Origin of the sequence: Pseudomonas sp. NPDC089428 (assembly GCF_044749325.1) — a bacterium.
Classification (GTDB): domain Bacteria; phylum Pseudomonadota; class Gammaproteobacteria; order Pseudomonadales; family Pseudomonadaceae; genus Aquipseudomonas.
The window spans coordinates 237924-253730 of sequence record NZ_JBIVHT010000002.1 but is presented as its reverse complement, the minus strand read 5'-3'; the positions used below and the strand labels follow the sequence as shown (position 1 = coordinate 253730).

Annotated in this window: 13 protein-coding genes; 3 read left to right on the top strand and 10 right to left on the bottom strand. The window is 64.0% G+C overall.

Annotation, left to right across the window (positions count from 1 at the left end):
• Positions 1–21 precede the first annotated feature (21 nt).
• Entirely contained in the window at positions 22–1206 is a 1185-nt protein-coding gene (gene desA / locus ACIPZ5_RS04505) for a delta-9 fatty acid desaturase DesA (protein ID WP_343594386.1), read from the bottom strand.
• A gap of 148 nt (positions 1207–1354) precedes the next feature.
• Here desA and dibA point away from each other — a divergent pair, with 148 nt between their 5' ends.
• Complete coding sequence (gene dibA / locus ACIPZ5_RS04500) at positions 1355–3250, top strand: phosphodiesterase DibA (protein ID WP_343594385.1); 1896 nt, start codon at positions 1355–1357, stop codon at positions 3248–3250.
• Between the two features lie 130 nt (positions 3251–3380).
• Here dibA and ACIPZ5_RS04495 read toward each other — a convergent pair whose 3' ends face one another.
• The 9 genes from ACIPZ5_RS04495 to tcyJ all read right to left on the bottom strand — a co-directional run bounded on the left by ACIPZ5_RS04495 (position 3381) and on the right by tcyJ (position 12274).
• Positions 3381–4025 carry a methionine ABC transporter permease gene (locus tag ACIPZ5_RS04495; RefSeq protein WP_008096606.1) on the bottom strand — a complete coding sequence of 215 codons (645 nt, stop codon included), beginning with the start codon at positions 4023–4025 and terminating at the stop codon, positions 3381–3383.
• Positions 4015–5124 carry a methionine ABC transporter ATP-binding protein gene (locus ACIPZ5_RS04490; protein WP_343594384.1) on the bottom strand — a complete coding sequence of 370 codons (1110 nt, stop codon included), beginning with the start codon at positions 5122–5124 and terminating at the stop codon, positions 4015–4017. Before ACIPZ5_RS04490 ends, ACIPZ5_RS04495 begins: the two co-directional genes overlap by 11 nt.
• 1 nt (position 5125) lies before the next feature.
• A complete protein-coding gene (locus ACIPZ5_RS04485) occupies positions 5126–5926 on the bottom strand; it encodes a MetQ/NlpA family ABC transporter substrate-binding protein (RefSeq protein WP_400806939.1) in 801 nt (266 codons plus the stop codon).
• Positions 5919–7310: an LLM class flavin-dependent oxidoreductase gene (locus tag ACIPZ5_RS04480; protein WP_400806936.1), complete on the bottom strand. Its 1392-nt coding sequence runs from the start codon at positions 7308–7310 to the stop codon at positions 5919–5921. Before ACIPZ5_RS04480 ends, ACIPZ5_RS04485 begins: the two co-directional genes overlap by 8 nt.
• Entirely contained in the window at positions 7310–8491 is a 1182-nt protein-coding gene (locus tag ACIPZ5_RS04475; RefSeq protein WP_400806933.1) for an SfnB family sulfur acquisition oxidoreductase, read from the bottom strand. The genes ACIPZ5_RS04480 and ACIPZ5_RS04475 overlap by 1 nt, the downstream gene beginning before the upstream one ends.
• Before the next feature lie 71 nt (positions 8492–8562).
• Entirely contained in the window at positions 8563–9804 is a 1242-nt protein-coding gene (locus ACIPZ5_RS04470; RefSeq protein WP_400806930.1) for an SfnB family sulfur acquisition oxidoreductase, read from the bottom strand.
• A gap of 247 nt (positions 9805–10051) precedes the next feature.
• Complete coding sequence (gene tcyN / locus ACIPZ5_RS04465; RefSeq protein ID WP_261941949.1) at positions 10052–10813, bottom strand: L-cystine ABC transporter ATP-binding protein TcyN; 762 nt, start codon at positions 10811–10813, stop codon at positions 10052–10054.
• Position 10814: 1 nt separating this feature from the next.
• Positions 10815–11483, bottom strand: a complete 669-nt coding sequence (gene tcyL / locus ACIPZ5_RS04460) for a cystine ABC transporter permease (protein ID WP_027917633.1) — start codon at positions 11481–11483, stop codon at positions 10815–10817.
• Positions 11480–12274 (bottom strand): cystine ABC transporter substrate-binding protein, encoded by a 795-nt coding sequence (tcyJ, locus tag ACIPZ5_RS04455; protein WP_343594379.1) that lies wholly within the window; start codon positions 12272–12274, stop codon positions 11480–11482. Before tcyJ ends, tcyL begins: the two co-directional genes overlap by 4 nt.
• A 273-nt stretch (positions 12275–12547) precedes the next feature.
• Between tcyJ and epsC the strand changes: the two genes are divergently transcribed.
• Positions 12548–13480, top strand: coding sequence for a serine O-acetyltransferase EpsC (gene epsC, locus ACIPZ5_RS04450; RefSeq protein WP_343594378.1), 933 nt, complete (start codon positions 12548–12550; stop codon positions 13478–13480).
• A gap of 321 nt (positions 13481–13801) precedes the next feature.
• On the top strand, positions 13802–15763 hold the full coding sequence (gene betT / locus ACIPZ5_RS04445; protein WP_343594812.1) for a choline transporter BetT: 1962 nt from the start codon (positions 13802–13804) through the stop codon (positions 15761–15763).
• The last annotated feature ends 44 nt before the right edge of the window (positions 15764–15807 follow it).

Here is a 15807-nt window from a genome sequence, read left to right as displayed (position 1 = left end):
GGGCGTGCCGATCAGCGGCTATCAGGCGCCAGTGGGGCGCAGCGAATAGGTTTTCAGCTGTGCCGCGAAGTCGCGCAGGGCATGGATGCCGCTGGCCTCGGCCTCGTGTACCCAGTCCTTCATGGCTGCCAGCATGTCGTGGCCGTTGGCGCTGGTGCGGGCCCAGATCTGTTGCAGGGCCAGGCGCTTCTCGTAGATGGTCTTCAGTGCCTGGCTGTGGGCAAGCATGCTCTCGATGCGCACGTGGTGGCGGTCTTCCAGCAGACTGGTCTCCCGCGATAGCAGGCGCTTGGCACGGCGGAAGCGGTGACGTACCGAAGCATCGACCTTGGCCAGCTCCTGCTTGACCAGCGGGCCGATCACCAGCTTGCGGTACTGGGCCATGATCTGGAAACGGTTGTTGAGGATGGCCATGGCCGTGTCCATGTCCAGGCTGGCCTTGCCTTCGACGCGGTGGGCGATGGGGGCCACACGCTGCACCTTGGCCAGGCGCAGCAGGCAGAACAGGCGGATCCACGCCCAGCCCATGTCGAACTCCCAGCGTTTGACCGAGAGTTTGGCCGAGTTGGGGTAGGTGTGGTGGTTGTTGTGCAGCTCTTCGCCACCGATGACGATACCCCACGGCACCAGGTTGGTGGCGGCGTCGCGGCATTCGAAATTGCGGTAGCCCACCGCGTGACCCAGGCCATTGACCACGCCGGCGGCCCAGAATGGAATCCACATCATCTGCACCGCCCAGATGGTGATGCCAATGGTGCCGAACAGCAGCAGGTCGATGACCGCCATCAGCACGATGCCGCCGAGCTTGTAGCGTGAGTAGAGGTTGCGCTCGATCCAGTCCTCAGGGCAGTTCTTGCCGTAGATGCGCAGGGTCTCGGGGTTGCGTGCCTCTTCGCGGTAGAGTTCGGCGCCTTTGCGCAGCACCGTGCCCAGCCCCTTGTACACCGGGCTGTGCGGGTCGTCCGGGGTTTCGCACTTGGCGTGGTGCTTGCGGTGCACGGCCGTCCATTCGCGGGTGTTCTGTGCCGTGGTCAGCCACAGCCAGAAGCGGAAAAAGTGCTTGAGCGCGGCATTGAGTTCCAGGGCGCGATGGGCGGAGTAGCGATGCAGGTAAATGGTGACGCTGACGATGGTCACGTGGGTCATCAGCAGGGTGACGCCCACCAGTTGCCAGGCCGACAAATCGAGCAGACCGTTGTACCACATAGGTGTAGAAGCCCTCGGGAATGCAGGGAGAAGGGTGTGATTATCCCTTGGCAGGGAAATAAAACCAGTCACCCTTTCAGATAGGAAGTCACGGCATGTTTCAGCCTTTATAATGCCCCATCCTTTTTCATGGGCTTTCCCCCCCGACATGTCTGTTTCCGTTCGCGACGCCTTGCGCATGGCCGCGCTGTATGTGGTGCTCTCGTTCCTCTGGCTGGTGCTGGCCGAGGTGGTCCTGCGCAGTATGTCTGACGACCCCCTGGCGTTGACCGTGGGCCGGCAGATCAACGTGGTGGTGTGGGTCCTGGTCAGTGCCCTGCTGATCTTTGTATCCCGCGCCCGCCTGCTCAACTTCATCGGAATCGGCGCGCGCCTGCGCAGCGAGGACCGCGAGCGCCTGCGCATGGCCGCTGCGGTGTTCGACAGCACCCTGGAAGGCGTGTTGGTGACTGACCGCCAAGGCCTGATCGTGCACGTCAACCGCGCCTTCATGCGCATCACCGGCTACCAGCAGGAAGAAGTGCTGGGCCAGCGCCCCAGCAAGTTCAAATCGGGGCGCCACGGCGTGCCGTTCTACCAGCAGATCTATGCCGCTTTGGCCGACAAGGGTGAGTGGAGCGGCGAGATCTGGAACCGGCGTAAAAGCGGTGAAATCTATCCGCAATGGCAAACGATTTGCGCCATTCGCGATGACAGCGGTGAGTTGAGCCATTACGTGGCGGTGTTCAGCGACATCAGTGCGATCAAGCATACCGAGCAGGAACTGGCGTACCTGGCCCACCATGACCCGCTCACCGGCCTGCCCAACCGCCTGTTGTTCAACGATCGCGCCGAGCAGGCGCTGGCTGCGGCGCAGGCCAACAAGCGCGGCTGTGCCTTGCTGCTGCTCGACCTCGATCACTTTCAGAGCATCAACGATGGCCTTGGCCACACCATCGGCGACCAGTTGCTCAAGCTGGTCGGTGAGCGCCTGCGTGAAACCGTGGGCAACAACGTGACCCTGGCGCGCCTGGGCGGTGACGAGTTCGGCGTGCTGGCCGAGAACTGCCAGCAGGTTGGCCAGGCTGGCAAGCTGGCGCAGGGCATCATCGAGCGCATGCGCGAGCCCTTCGAGTTCGATGGCCACCGCCTGTTCATCAGTGCCAGTGTCGGGATCAGCCTGTTCCCCAATGACGCTCTGAGCGCCGAGCAACTGTTGCGCAATGCCGATTCAGCGCTGTTCAAGGCCAAGGGCAATGGCCGTGCCTGCTACGCGCTGTACACCGAGGAACTGACCGCCCACGCCCAGCACCGGGTGGAAACCGCCAGCGAGTTGCGCCGGGCGCTGGCCAAGGATGAGCTACGGGTGTTCTTTCAGCCCGTGCATGACCTGTTCACGGCGCAGATGGTCGGCGTCGAGGCGCTGGTCCGTTGGCAACACCCGGAGCGCGGGCTGGTGCCACCGGGCGAATTCATTCCGATTGCCGAGCGCACCGGGCTGATTGCCGAGATCGATGCCTGGGTGTTGCGTGAGGCCTGTCGGCAGATGGTCCGCTGGCAGGAGGATGGGCGCATGCTGGCGTTCGTTGCGGTCAACATCTCCAGTCGCCTGTTCGGCCAGCGCGAGCTGTATCGGCAGGTGGCCGATGTGCTGCAAGAGACTGGCCTGGACCCGGCGTTGCTGGAACTTGAAGTGACCGAGAGTGCGGTCATGGAAGACCCGGAGGTGGCGCTGGAGCAGCTGCATCGCCTGCGTGAGCTGGGGTTGAACCTGGCCATCGATGATTTCGGCACGGGTTACTCGTCGCTGCTGCGGCTCAAGCGCTTGCCGGTGCAGAAGCTGAAGATCGACCAGGGCTTCGTGGCCGGTTTGCCGCTGGATGATGATGATATCGCGATAGTGCGGGTGATCATTGCCCTGGCGCGGAGCATGGGCATGCAGGTGCATGCCGAGGGCATCGAACAGGCTGAGCAGGCGCGGTTCCTGTTGGAGCAGCAGTGCCAGCTGGGGCAGGGGTACTGGTTCGGGCGGCCGGTGCCGGCTGGGGATCTGCACTGGGGCTGAGACAGCCGGGGCCGCTTTGCGGCCCATCGCCGGCAAGCGCGGCTCCCACAAGTACGGAGCAAGTCTTGAGAGCTGCCCGGTCGGTGTGGGAGCTGGCTTGCCGGCGATGGGGCGCGAAGCGGCCCCAGGGCTAACGCTTGTTCAAACCTTTCGCCAACCGGTCCCCACCCAGCTGGATCAACGCCACCAAGGCCACCAGCATGGCAATCACGGTCAACATGATCTGGCTGTCGAAGCGCTGATACCCATACCGATAGGCAATATCCCCCAGCCCCCCCGCGCCAATCGCTCCGGCCATCGCTGACGAGTTGATCAGCGTCACCAAGGTAATGGTGAACCCACCGACGATCCCCGGCAGTGCCTCGGGCAGCAGGACATGCCAGACAATGTGCCAACGCCGGCAGCCCATGGCCTGCGCTGCCTCCACCAGGCCGTGGTCGACCTCGCGCAGGCTGACCTCGGCAATGCGCGCGAAGAACGGCGTGGCCGCAATGGTCAGCGGCACCACGGCGGCCCAAACGCCATAGGTGGTACCCACCACCAGCCGGGTGAAGGGGATCAGCGCGACCATCAGGATCAGGAACGGGATCGAGCGGAACAGGTTGACGAAGGCACCCAGCACCCGGTTCAGCAACGGTGCCTCGAAGATGCCGCCTTTGTCGCTGGTGACCAGCAGCACTGCCATCGGCACACCCACCAGCAGCGCGATCAAAGAAGACACGCCCACCATCAGCAGGGTGTCGAGCAGGCCTTCGAGCAAGCGATCAAACCACATGGCCCAGTACCTCCACGTCTTCGGCCCAGCGGCGGGCGCGTTCGAGCAATTGATGCGTATCGTGCGGCGAGCCCTGTATCGACAGGATCAGCTGCCCCAGAGCATGCTCGCCGATGGTTTCCACGCCACCCTGGAGCAGGCGCACGCGCCCGCCCAACTCAGCGAACAGGTCGGACAACGCAGGCTCGCCGAGCAGGGTCAGTTTGAGCACCACTGCGCTGTCACGGCCCACTGGGCTGGCCCGCAGGCTTGCCTGCAAAGCCGCAGGCAGCTTGGTCTGCAGCGGCGCGAGCAGGGTGCGGGTGACTTCATGGCGTGGGCTGCCGAACACGCGCCAGACATCGCCCTGTTCGACCACCGCACCACGTTCCAGTACCACCACACGCTGGCAGATGTCGCGGATCACCGCCATTTCGTGGGTGATCAGCACCACGGTCAGGCCCAGGCGCTGGTTGATGTCGCGCAGCAGTTCCAGGATCGAAGCCGTGGTCTCGGGGTCCAGCGCCGAGGTGGCTTCGTCGCACAGCAGAATCTCTGGGTCATGCACCAGCGCCCGGGCGATGCCGACCCGCTGCTTCTGGCCGCCGGACAGCTGGGCCGGGTAGACGTGATGCTTTTCCTGCAGGCCGACCAGTTCCAGCAGTTCGCGGACCTTGCGCTGGCGCTCGGCCTTGGCTACGCCCGCCACCTTCAGCGGCAGCTCGACGTTCTGCCATACGGTTTTGGCCGACATCAGGTTGAAGTGCTGGAAGATCATGCCGATGCGCCGGCGCAGCGCCACCAGGCGGTCCTCGTCGAACGGCGCGATGTCGACCTGGTCGATCAGCACGCGGCCCTGGCTCGGCTGCTCGAGGCGGTTGATGGTGCGCAGCAGTGACGACTTGCCTGCGCCGCTGCGGCCGATGATGCCGAAGATCTCGCCACGGCGGATGTTCAGGTCGATGCCTTGCAGTGCGGGTTGCTGCTGGCCAGGGTAGGTCTTGCCCAGCCCGATGAAACGGACATGGGCTTCGTTGACCTCCGGGCGCAGGGCCTGCTCCCTGGCCGTTGGCGGCGATGGTTGTGCGGTGGGCGCCCTGAGCGCGTTGGCCTGGCTCATGTCAGCCTTCCCAACCGGCCTGGTACAGGCTGCCATGGGCCTTGTTCAGCGCCGCGCGCACGGCCGGCGAGTGCTGGTAGATATCGACGAACTTGGCCAGGCGCGGGTCGTCCTTGCTTTGTGGGCGGATGACGAACTGGATCACGTATTCCTTGTTTTCCAGGCCATCGAACAGCAGCGCCGAAGTGGCATCGAAACTGTTGGCCAGGCGGATGTAGGCTGGGTAGCCCTGAACCAGATCGGCGTCGTCGTAGGCGCGCACCAGTTGCACCGCTTCGACCTGCAGGATCTTCAGCTTCTTCGGGTTGGCGACGATGTCGTCTTCGGTGGCCTTGTAGCCGACACCCGGCTTGAGCGTGATCAAGCCAGCCTTGGCCAGCAACTGCAGGCCACGGCCGCTGTTGATCGGGTCGTTGGCGATCGCCACGCTGGCGCCCTCGGGCAGTTCGGCAAAACTCTTGTACTTTTTCGAGTACAGGCCGACGTTGTTGATGATGCCTGGGGCGTAGGGCACCAGGTTGAAGCCGGCTGCAGCCTTGGCGTTCTCCAGGAAGGGGATGTGCTGGAAGTAGTTCACGTCGATGTCGCCGCTGTTGAGGCTGACATTCGGCGCGATCCAGTCGCTGAACTCGATCAGCTTCACTTCCAGGCCTTGTTTGTGGGCTTCTTCCACCGCTGCTTCCAAGGGAATGGCGAAGGCGGCCGTGGTACCGATCTTCAGTGGTTCGGCCGCGAACGCGCTGGTGTTCAGGCCGAGGGTAATGGCGATGGCCGCGACGGGCCGGATCAGTTTCTCAAGCATGGTGCGGGGCTCCAGTCGGGGCAGGGACAGGGATGTTGCGGTAGGTAGAGCCGGGGTGATCGGCCGGGAGATACGGGTGATCGCTGGCGAACAGCTTCTCGCGCAGGGTGCCGTCGGCGTAGGCGGTCTTGTAGCGGCCACGCCGCTGCAGTTGCGGGACCACCAGGTCGATGAAGTCTGCATAGCTTTTTGGGGTGACGGTGCGGGTCAGGTTGAAGCCGTCCAGGCCGGTTTCGTCGATCCAGGCGATCAGCTGTTCGGCAATCTGGTCGGGCGCGCCGACCAGGGTTACATAGCGCCCGCCCAGGGCGTGCTGTTCCAGCAGGCGGCGGCGGGTCCAGGCGTTTTCCTGCAGTTGGCGTGTGGCTGACTGGATGGCGTTGCCCTTGCTGGCGCCGATGGGCTCGTCCAGCCCGTAGGCGGCAAAGTCGATGCCGGTAGACGCTGCGAAGTGCGCCACGCCGGCTTCCGCGCTGGCATGCTGCAGGTACTCGGCGTACTTGGCCTGGGCCTGTTGCTCGGTGGGCGCGACGATCACCGTGATGCCCATGAACACCTTCACCGCTTGCGGATCGCGGCCGGCGGCCTTGGCGGCGGCGCGGACCTTGTCGACCTGGGCGCGGGTGGCGGCCTTGTCCTGGCCGCTGATGAACACGCACTCGGCATGGTTGCCGGCGAACGCCAGGCCGCGCGGCGAGCTGCCCGCCTGGAACAGTACCGGCGTGCGTTGTGGCGAGGGTTCGCACAGGTGGTAGCCATCGACCTTGTAGAACTCGCCCTGATGGCGGACCTTGCGCACCTTGCCCGGCTCGGCGTACACCCGGCGTGCGCGGTCGTTGACCACGGCATCATCGGCCCAGCTGCCTTCCAGCAGCTTGTACAGCACCTGCAGGTATTCGTCGGCCTGGTCGTAGCGGCGGTCGTGTTCTGGCTGCTGCTCCAGGCCCATGGCGCGGGCGGCACTGTCGAGGTAACCGGTGACGATGTTCCAGCCGACCCGGCCGTTGCTCAGGTGGTCGAGGGTGGAAAGGCGCCGGGCGAACAGATAAGGCGCTTCGTAGGTCAGGTTGGCGGTGAGGCCGAAGCCCAGGTTGCGGGTCACGGCAGCCATGGCCGAGACCAGCAGCAGCGGGTCGTTGACCGGCAGCTGGATCGACTCCTTGAGGGTCACGTCGACGGAATTGCCGTAGATGTCATAGGTGCCGACGATATCGGCGATGAACAGGCCGTCGAACAGCCCGCGCTCCAGCAGGCGCGCCAGGTCGGTCCAGTATTCCAGGGTCTTGTACTGGGTCGAGGTGTCCCGCGGGTGGGTCCACAGGCCATGGTTGATGTGCCCGATGCAGTTCATGTTGAAGGCATTGAGCAGGATCTGCTTGGCCATCAGATGGTCCCCCGGCGTGGTGGGTTTTCGTTGTTCAGGTAGTAGTTGCCGATGGCGTGGTACTTCCAGCGCACTGGGTCGTGCAGGGTGTGCACGCGGGCATTGCGCCAGTGGCGGTCGAGGTTGTGCTCGGCCAGGGTGGCCTGGCTGCCGGCCAGTTCGAACAGTGTGGTGCCAGCGGCGAGGGAGACTTCCGTGCTGATCGCCCGTGCTTCAGCAACGGCGATGGAGGCTGCCGCCACGCTGTCGGCCTGGCTGTCGGCCTGGGCGCGGTCAAGGAATTCGCCGGCGCGTTCGAGCAACGCTTCAGCGGCATGCAGGCGGATCACCAGCTGGCCGAAGCTTTTCAGGGTCAGCGGGTCGTCGCTGGCCTTGTCCAGGCCGGAGTCGACCCATGGCCGGCTGCGTGTGCGCACGAAGTGCAGGGCATCCTCCAGGGCGGCGCGGGCGATGCCGGTGTCGATGGCAGCGTGAAGAATCTGTGCCAGCGGGCCGACCGGGGTCGGGCGCTCGAAGGCACTCTGGAACGGCACGACGTCGTCGGCATTGACCCAGACGTTGTCGAACGTCACCGAACCGCTGCCGGTAGTGCGCTGGCCGAAGCCGCTCCAGTCGTCGATTACCTGCAGCCCCTGGCTGTCGGCGGGGACGAAAGCCAACTGCTGGCGGCCTTGATCGTCAATCACCGAGGTCGGGATACGCTGGGCGTAGAGCGCGCCGGTGGCGTAGAACTTGCGACCGTTGATGCGGTAACCGGTGCCGTCGCGGGTCAGGCGGGTGCTGCGGTCGTGTGCGGTTTTCGTGCCCAGTTCGGCCAAGGCGTTACCGAAGCGGCGGCCGGCCAGCACTTCGGCGTACAGGCGCCGCTGCTGCTCGGGGCTGCCGTTTACCCGTAGCACTTCCAGGGCATAGAAGTGGTTCTGCGGGATCTGGCCGAGCGAGGCATCGGCCTGGGCGATGCGGGCGATGACCTGGGCCAGGGTGACGTTGGACACGCCAGCGCCGCCGAAGGCCTTCGGGACACTGATGGCCCACAGGCCGGAGCGGGTGAACAGCTCCAGTTCGGCGTGGGGCAGGCGGCGCTCGCGGTCGCGCAGGGCGCTGTCGCGTTTGAGTTGCTGGGCGATTTGCTCGGCGACAGCCAGGGCTTGGCTGTCGTTGGTGATAACTGATGTTGTCATGCTGTTCTCCGGGGCCATGGGGCCGCTGTGCGGCCCATACGCGGGGCAAGGCAGCCCCCGAGGCCCTTAAATCAGATCCAGGAATGCCGGGCGGGCAGGGTGCCGTTGAGGTGATAGGCGCCAACTGCGTGGTACTTCCAGCGCACCGGGTCGTGCAGGGTGTGCACCCGGGCATTGCGCCAGTGGCGGTCGAGGTTGAACTCGGCCAGGCTCGCGCGGCTGCCCGCCAACTCGAACAGCTTCTCGCTGGCCTGCAGCGAGATCTCGGTGGTCAGCACCTTGGCCTCGGCCACGGCAATCGACGCCCGCGCGGCGGCGGCAGCATCGATCGGCCCGGCATTGACCTCGTCGAGCACACGCGCGGCCTTGCGCAGCAGTGCCTCGGCGGCATGCAGCTCAAGCTTCAGGCGGCCGATGTCGGCAATCACGTAAGGGTCATCGCTGGCGCGCTCGACCTTGGCTTCGATCCAGGGCCGGGACTTTTCGCGGACGAAGGTGATGGCGTCGTCGATGGCTGCCTCGGCGATGCCGGCATCGATGGCCGCCTGGATCAGCTGCGAAGCCGCACCCTGGATATTGGGGGTATCGCGCTGGCGCCAGTTATCGATGACCAGTTCGGCGTCCACCGGTACCTGGTCGAGCAACACGGTACCGCTGGCGGTGGTGCGTTGGCCGAAGCCGGACCAGTCGTCGACGATGCGCAGCCCCGGGCTGCCGCGGCGGACAAAGGCCAGGCGTTGGCGGCCTTCGTCGTCCAGGGCCTTGACCGCCACCCAATGGGCAAACAGTGCGCCGGTGGAGTAGAACTTCTCACCGCTGATGCGATAGCCGTCGCCGCTGCGGGTGATCCTGGCCTTGAGCGTCAGGGTGTCTTTGGTGCCGCGCTCGGGGCCGGCGTTGCCGATGCGCCAGCCGTCCAGCACGCTGCGGAAGATCAGCGCCTGCTGGGCTTCGGTGGCGGTCAGGCGCAGCAGTTGCAGCATGCCGAACTGGTTCTGCGGGATCTGCCCCAGAGCCGGGTCGGCGGCGCTGATCAGGCGGAACACCTCGGCGACGGTGGCAAACGAGACGTCCGGGCCGCCGTAGGCCTTGGGTACGCTGATGCTGCCTAGGCCGCTGCGGGTGAACTGTTCAATTTCTGCCCAGGGCAGTTTGCGTTGCTGGTCACGACGGGCGGCCTGCTCACGGGCGCTCGCGGCTAGCTCACGGGCGGCTTGCAGGGCTTCGGCGTCGGTGCGCAGTACCTTGGCCGGCAGCAGCAGGGGCGAGCTGTCGAGGTCGCTGTGGAATGGCGTATTTGGCTGGGTGGTCATCAGAACCGAACCTCACAAAGTGGATGCGTCGCTTCAGCTGATGGCGACAAACGTTTGCTGGTCCGGTGGTCCGGTCTATATACCCTAATGGCTTATCAAAAGTTTATGAACTAACTTTTTGGAATAATTATAGAAGTGCCGGCCTTTCCGCGAACAAGCCCGCTCCCACAGGGAATTGCACAGGTCTTGAAGCCTGTGCAATTCCCTGTGGGAGCGGGCTTGCCCGCGAAGAGCCCAGCAGGGATCTTCAGTCTTGCGCAGCGGCGGTTCCCAGGAACTTGCGCAGGAACTGCCGGGTACGTTCTTCCTTCGGATTGGCAAACAGTGCCTTGGCCTCACCCTGTTCCACGATCACGCCCTTGTCGAAGAAGATCACCCGGTTCGCGACATCCCGGGCAAAGCTCATCTCGTGGGTGACGATGATCATGGTGCGCTTCTCCTCGGCCAAGCCGCGGATGGTCGCCAGCACTTCGCCAACCAGCTCCGGGTCGAGGGCCGAGGTGGGTTCGTCGAACAGGATCACCTCAGGCTCCATGGCCAGCGCGCGGGCAATCGCCACGCGCTGCTGCTGGCCGCCGGACAGGCGCCGTGGGTAGGCGTCTTCCTTGCCCGCCAGGCCGACCTTGGCCAGCAGCCGCCGGCCGAGTTCGACCGCTTGTTCGCGGGGTGTCTTCTTGACGATCACCGGCCCCTCGATGACGTTTTCCAGGGCCGTGCGGTGGGGGAACAGGTTGAAGTTCTGGAACACGAAGCCCGCCTGCTGGCGCAGGCGGCGGATCGCACTTTGCTGGCCGCCGAGCGGGCGGTTGGCATCGATGCTGATGTCGCCGATCTGGATCTGCCCGGCATCCGGGGTTTCCAGCAGGTTGAGGCAACGCAGGAAGGTGGTCTTGCCCGAGCCACTGGGGCCGATGATGGCCACCACTTCACCGGGTTGCACGGTCAGGTCGATACCGTTGAGTACGGTCTGGCCCTTGAACTGCTTGGTCAGGCCTTTGACTACGATCATCTCATTGCTCCTGGTCGTGCTGGTTGACCCGCGCTTCCATGCGGTTCTGGAAGTGCGCGAGTATGCTGCAGAGGATCCAGTAGATCACTGCAACGGCCAGGTACATGGTGAACACTTCGAAGGTGCGCGCGGTGATCAGCTGTGCCTGGCGGAACAGCTCGGGCACCTGAATGGTCGCGGCCAGTGCGGTGTCCTTGACCAGCGAAATGAAGCTGTTGCCCAGGGGTGGCAGCGCGGTGCGCAGGGCCTGGGGCAGGATCGCCCGGCGCATGGCCTGGGTGCGGGTCATGCCGATGCTGGCGGCGGCTTCCCACTGGCCACGGTCGATCGAGGAGATCGCCGCACGCAGGATTTCGCAGATGTAGGCCGCCATGTTCAGTGACAGGCCGATCAGCGAGGCCGGGATCGGGTCGAGTTCGATGCCGATCTGCGGCATGCCAAAGTAGATCACGAACAGCTGCACCAGCAGCGGCGTGCCACGGAAGAACGACACATAGACCCGGGCCAGCCAGTTCAGCGGCAGGATCTTCGACAACCGCATCAGCGCCAGGGCAAAGCCCAGCACCAGGCCGAAGAACATGCCGCCAACACTGAGCAGCACCGTATAACCCGCGCCCTTCAGCAGGAAGGGCGTGGAGTCGGCAACGAGTTGCAGGCTTTCAGCGATCATTTGGTGACATCGGCACCGAAGTATTTCTCGGACAGCTTGGCCAGCGTGCCGTCGGCCTTGAGCTTGTCGATGGCCTTGTTGATGGCTGCCAGCAGCTCAGGCTCACCCTTGCGCAGGGCCACGCCGCTTTCCAGGCGCGAGAATGCATCGCCGGCCAGTTGGGTGTCCTTGGCCTTCTGGGCGTATTCCAGTGCCGCCAGGCGGTCGATCAGGATGGCGTCGATGCGACCGTTGCGCAGGTCGGCAAACTTGCTCGGGTCGTCTTCATAGGTGCGCACATCAGCCTTCGGCACGTCCTGCTTGACCCATTGCTCGTAGTTGGTGCCCAGGCCTACGCCGACCTTCTTGCCGGCCAGGTCTTGCGCGCTTTTGATATTCAGCTGCTCGGCCTTCTTCTTCAGGATCAGTGCCTGGATGCCGGAGATGGTGTAGGGCTCGGAGAAGTCATACTTCTTCTTGCGCTCCTCGGAGATGGTCACCTGGTTGACCACCACGTCCAGGCGCTTGGACTCCAGCGCAGCAAGGATGCCGTCCCACTTGGTCGGCTGGATCTTGGCCTTGACCCCAAGCTCCTTGGCCAGCAGTTCGGACAGCTCGACCTCGAAGCCGGTCAGCTTGCCGTTTTCATCCTGGAAGCTGAACGGCGGGTAGGTACCCTCAAGGCCGACGTTGATCACGCCTTTTTCCTGGATGGTCTTCAGTTGCTCGCCGGCGAAGGCCTGGCCGAGCAGGCCGGCACCCAGCAGGATGGCCAGGCTGGCGTTGAGAAGCGGTTTGGCGAATTTCGACATGTCAGAGCCCGCGCTTGTTGTTGAAGTAGTGGGTGGCGACTATAGAGTTGGCTGCATAGGCCAGGAAATAATAAAAACTTATTTTGTTATTTCCATTTTGATCTGGGCCAGGTTTTGGCTGCTTTGAGGGTAGGCCAGGATACTGCGGCCGTCATCGCGGCTTATGCCCGACATAGCGCAGGATGGAATAAAGCGTTGTTTTTTCCAAGGGGCGGATTTGCCGTAGAGTGGATTGCATAACGACAGATTGGCCACCTTCGGCAGGAGAACAGCGTGAGCGAACAACCTTCATCTGGGCACTGGCAACTGCACAGCATCGTCAGCGGCCTGCGCGGTGCCCGCGAGCAATGGCGCAGCCGCAATGGCCGCAGCAGCGGCGAGCAGGGCGGGCGCGAACTGCCTTCGCGCGAGGCCATGCGGCAGATTCTCGAACAGCTGTGCGGGGCATTGTTCCCGATGCGCCTGGGCCCGGTAGACCTGCGGGAAGAGAGCGAAGACTTTTACGTCGGCCATACCCTCGACGCAGCGCTGACCGCATTGCTGGTGCAGGCGCGGCTGGAACTGCGTTATGCCGCGCGTCAAAGCAAGGCGGAACTGGAGGGCATCGACGCCCAGGCCCTGCGTTTGATCCAGGACTTCGCGGCGGCCTTGCCGGGCCTTCGTGTGCTGCTCGATACCGATGTGCTGGCGGCCTATCACGGCGACCCGGCGGCGCGCAGCGTAGACGAGGTATTGCTGTGCTATCCGGGGATCCTGGCGATCATCCATCACCGCCTGGCTCACCATCTTTATCGAGCGGGCTTGCCGCTGCTGGCGCGGATCAGCTCGGAGCTGGCGCATTCGGCCACGGGTATCGACATTCACCCAGGCGCGCAGATCGGCCAGAGCTTCTTCATCGACCACGGTACCGGCGTGGTGATTGGCGAAACCGCGATCATCGGTGAGCGGGTGCGCATCTATCAGGCGGTTACCCTGGGTGCCAAGCGCTTCCCAAGCGACGAGTCGGGGACGTTGCACAAAGGGCTGGCGCGCCACCCGATCGTCGAGGACGACGTGGTGATCTATGCCGGGGCGACGATCCTGGGGCGGATCACCATCGGCAAAGGCTCGACCATTGGCGGCAATGTCTGGCTGACCCGCAGCGTGCCGGCCGAAAGCAACATCACCCAGGCCAACCTGCAGCTGGATTGCCAGGACAAGAACTGACCTATACCTGTTCCGGCCTGTTCACGGGCAAGCCCGCCCCCACAGTGACTCGCAGAGTTCAAGATTTGTGATGCCCCTGTGGGAGCGGGCTTGCCCGCTAAAGGGCCGGAACAGGAGGGCGCCAATCGGCGCCCCGGTTCGCATTGAAAGCCGATCCATGTTTAACTTGAACGCTTGTTCAATGAAAAACGCTGGTCCGCTGCCGGTGTTCAACAGGAGGATTCCTTTGCTGAACCCGTTCATTCCGAACCTCACGTCGATCGACGAGGTGCCTGTTTCATGAGTGCACCGTCCCCATCCCTTGCCACTGGCAAGATCCGCATGAACCCGCCGGTGTTCTACTTCGCGGCAAGTTTCATTCTCCTGTTCGGCCTGGTGGTCATCCTGTTCCCGCAGGCGTCCGGCGAGTGGCTGCTGGCGGCGCAGAACTGGGCGGCCAACACGGTCGGTTGGTACTACATGCTGGCCATGACCTTGTACCTGGTGTTCGTGGTGGTCACTGCGTTGTCCGGCTACGGCAAGATCAAGCTGGGTGCCGACCACGACGAGCCCGAGTTCAGTTACCTGTCATGGGCCGGCATGCTGTTCGCCGCCGGCATCAGCATCACGCTGTTCTTCTTCTGCGTGTCCGAACCGCTGACCCACATGCTCACCCCGCCCCAGGGCGAAGGGGGCACGGCCGAGGCCGGGCGCCAGGCGATGGAGATCCTGTTCCTGCACTGGGGCCTGCATGGCTGGGGCGTGTTCGCCTTCGTCGGCATGGCCCTGGCCTACTTCGCCTACCGGCATAACCTGCCGCTGGCCTTGCGTTCGGCGCTGTATCCGCTGATCGGCAAACGCATCAACGGCCCGATCGGTTATGCCGTGGATGGATTCGGCATCATCGCCACGGTGTTCGGCCTGGGCGCCGACATGGGCTTTGGGGTACTGCACCTGAATGCCGGCCTCGACTATCTGTTCGGCATCAGCCACAGCCAGTGGGTGCAGGTGATCCTCATCGCGCTGATGATGGGCGCGGCAGTGGCGGTAGCCGTGGCGGGGGTGGAAAAGGGCGTGCGGGTGATGAGCGACATCAACCTGTTCCTGGCCTGCGCGCTGCTGCTGTTCGTGCTGTTCGCCGGACCCACTCAGCACCTGTTCAATACCCTGATCCAGAACCTCGGCGATTACCTCGGCGCCTTGCCGCGCAAGAGCTTCGACGTTTACGCCTATGGCGAGCAACGTGACTGGCTGGGTGGCTGGACGGTGTTCTACTGGGCCTGGTGGATTGCCTGGGCGCCGTTCGTGGGCTTGTTCATCGCGCGTATCTCGCGCGGCCGCACCATCCGTGAGTTCGTCTTCGGCGTGTTGCTGATCCCGCTGGGCTTCACCCTGGCGTGGATGTCGATTTTCGGCAACAGCGCGCTGGACCAGGTCATCAACCACGGCATGACCGCGCTCGGCCAGTCGGCGTTGGACAACCCGTCGATGAGCCTGTATCTGCTGCTGGAAACCTACCCGTGGAGCAAGGCGGTGATCGCCGTGACGGTGTTCATCAGCTTCGTGTTCTTCGTCACCTCGGCTGACTCCGGCACAGTGGTGTTGTCGACCCTGTCCGCCAAGGGCGGAGGTGCTGACGAAGACGGGCCGAACTGGTTGCGCATCTTCTGGGGCGCGATGACTGCGCTGATCACCAGCGGCCTGCTGTTCGCGGGCAGCATCGACTCGCTGAAGTCGGCGGTGGTGCTGACTTCGCTGCCGTTCTCGCTGATTCTGCTGTGCATGATGTGGGGGCTGCACAAGGCCTTCTACCTGGAGAGCCAGCGGCAGATTGCGCAGATGCACTCGCTGGCGCCGTTCGCCCAGTCACGCCGTGGCCGTGGCGGCTGGCGTCAGCGCCTGAGCCAGGCCGTGCACTTCCCGTCGCGCGATGAGGTGTACCGCTTCATGGATGATGTGGTGCGCCCGGCGATTGCCGAAGTGCGCGAGGTGTTCGAGCAGAAGGGGTTGGTGCTGGTGACCCAGGACGACCCGAGCCATGACAATGTCAGCCTGAAGGTTGGCCATGGCGAGGAGCAGCCGTTCATCTACCAGGTGCAGATGCGCGGCTACTTCACGCCATCGTTCGCACTGGGTGGGTTGGGTACCCAGGAGTTGAAGAACCGCCGTTACTACCGGGCCGAGGTGCACCTGAGCGAAGGCAGCCAGAACTATGACCTGGTGGGCTACAGCAAGGAGCAGATCATCAACGACATCCTCGACCAGTACGAACGGCACATGCAGTTCTTGCACCTGGTCCGCTAGATGATCGCTGGGCTCTTCGCGGGCAAGCCCGCGAAGAGGCCGGT

Coding starts and splice junctions, on each gene's coding strand:
- ACIPZ5_RS04475 (WP_400806933.1), bottom strand. CDS start 8,491: ATGACAACATCAGTTATCACCAACGACAGCCAAGCCCTGGCTGTCGCC.
- ACIPZ5_RS04485 (WP_400806939.1), bottom strand. CDS start 5,926: ATGCTTGAGAAACTGATCCGGCCCGTCGCGGCCATCGCCATTACCCTC.
- betT (WP_343594812.1), top strand. CDS start 13,802: ATGAACCCGCCGGTGTTCTACTTCGCGGCAAGTTTCATTCTCCTGTTC.
- tcyJ (WP_343594379.1), bottom strand. CDS start 12,274: ATGTCGAAATTCGCCAAACCGCTTCTCAACGCCAGCCTGGCCATCCTG.
- desA (WP_343594386.1), bottom strand. CDS start 1,206: ATGTGGTACAACGGTCTGCTCGATTTGTCGGCCTGGCAACTGGTGGGC.
- ACIPZ5_RS04490 (WP_343594384.1), bottom strand. CDS start 5,124: ATGAGCCAGGCCAACGCGCTCAGGGCGCCCACCGCACAACCATCGCCG.
- tcyL (WP_027917633.1), bottom strand. CDS start 11,483: ATGATCGCTGAAAGCCTGCAACTCGTTGCCGACTCCACGCCCTTCCTG.
- dibA (WP_343594385.1), top strand. CDS start 1,355: ATGTCTGTTTCCGTTCGCGACGCCTTGCGCATGGCCGCGCTGTATGTG.
- ACIPZ5_RS04495 (WP_008096606.1), bottom strand. CDS start 4,025: ATGTGGTTTGATCGCTTGCTCGAAGGCCTGCTCGACACCCTGCTGATG.
- ACIPZ5_RS04470 (WP_400806930.1), bottom strand. CDS start 9,804: ATGACCACCCAGCCAAATACGCCATTCCACAGCGACCTCGACAGCTCG.
- ACIPZ5_RS04480 (WP_400806936.1), bottom strand. CDS start 7,310: ATGGCCAAGCAGATCCTGCTCAATGCCTTCAACATGAACTGCATCGGG.
- tcyN (WP_261941949.1), bottom strand. CDS start 10,813: ATGATCGTAGTCAAAGGCCTGACCAAGCAGTTCAAGGGCCAGACCGTA.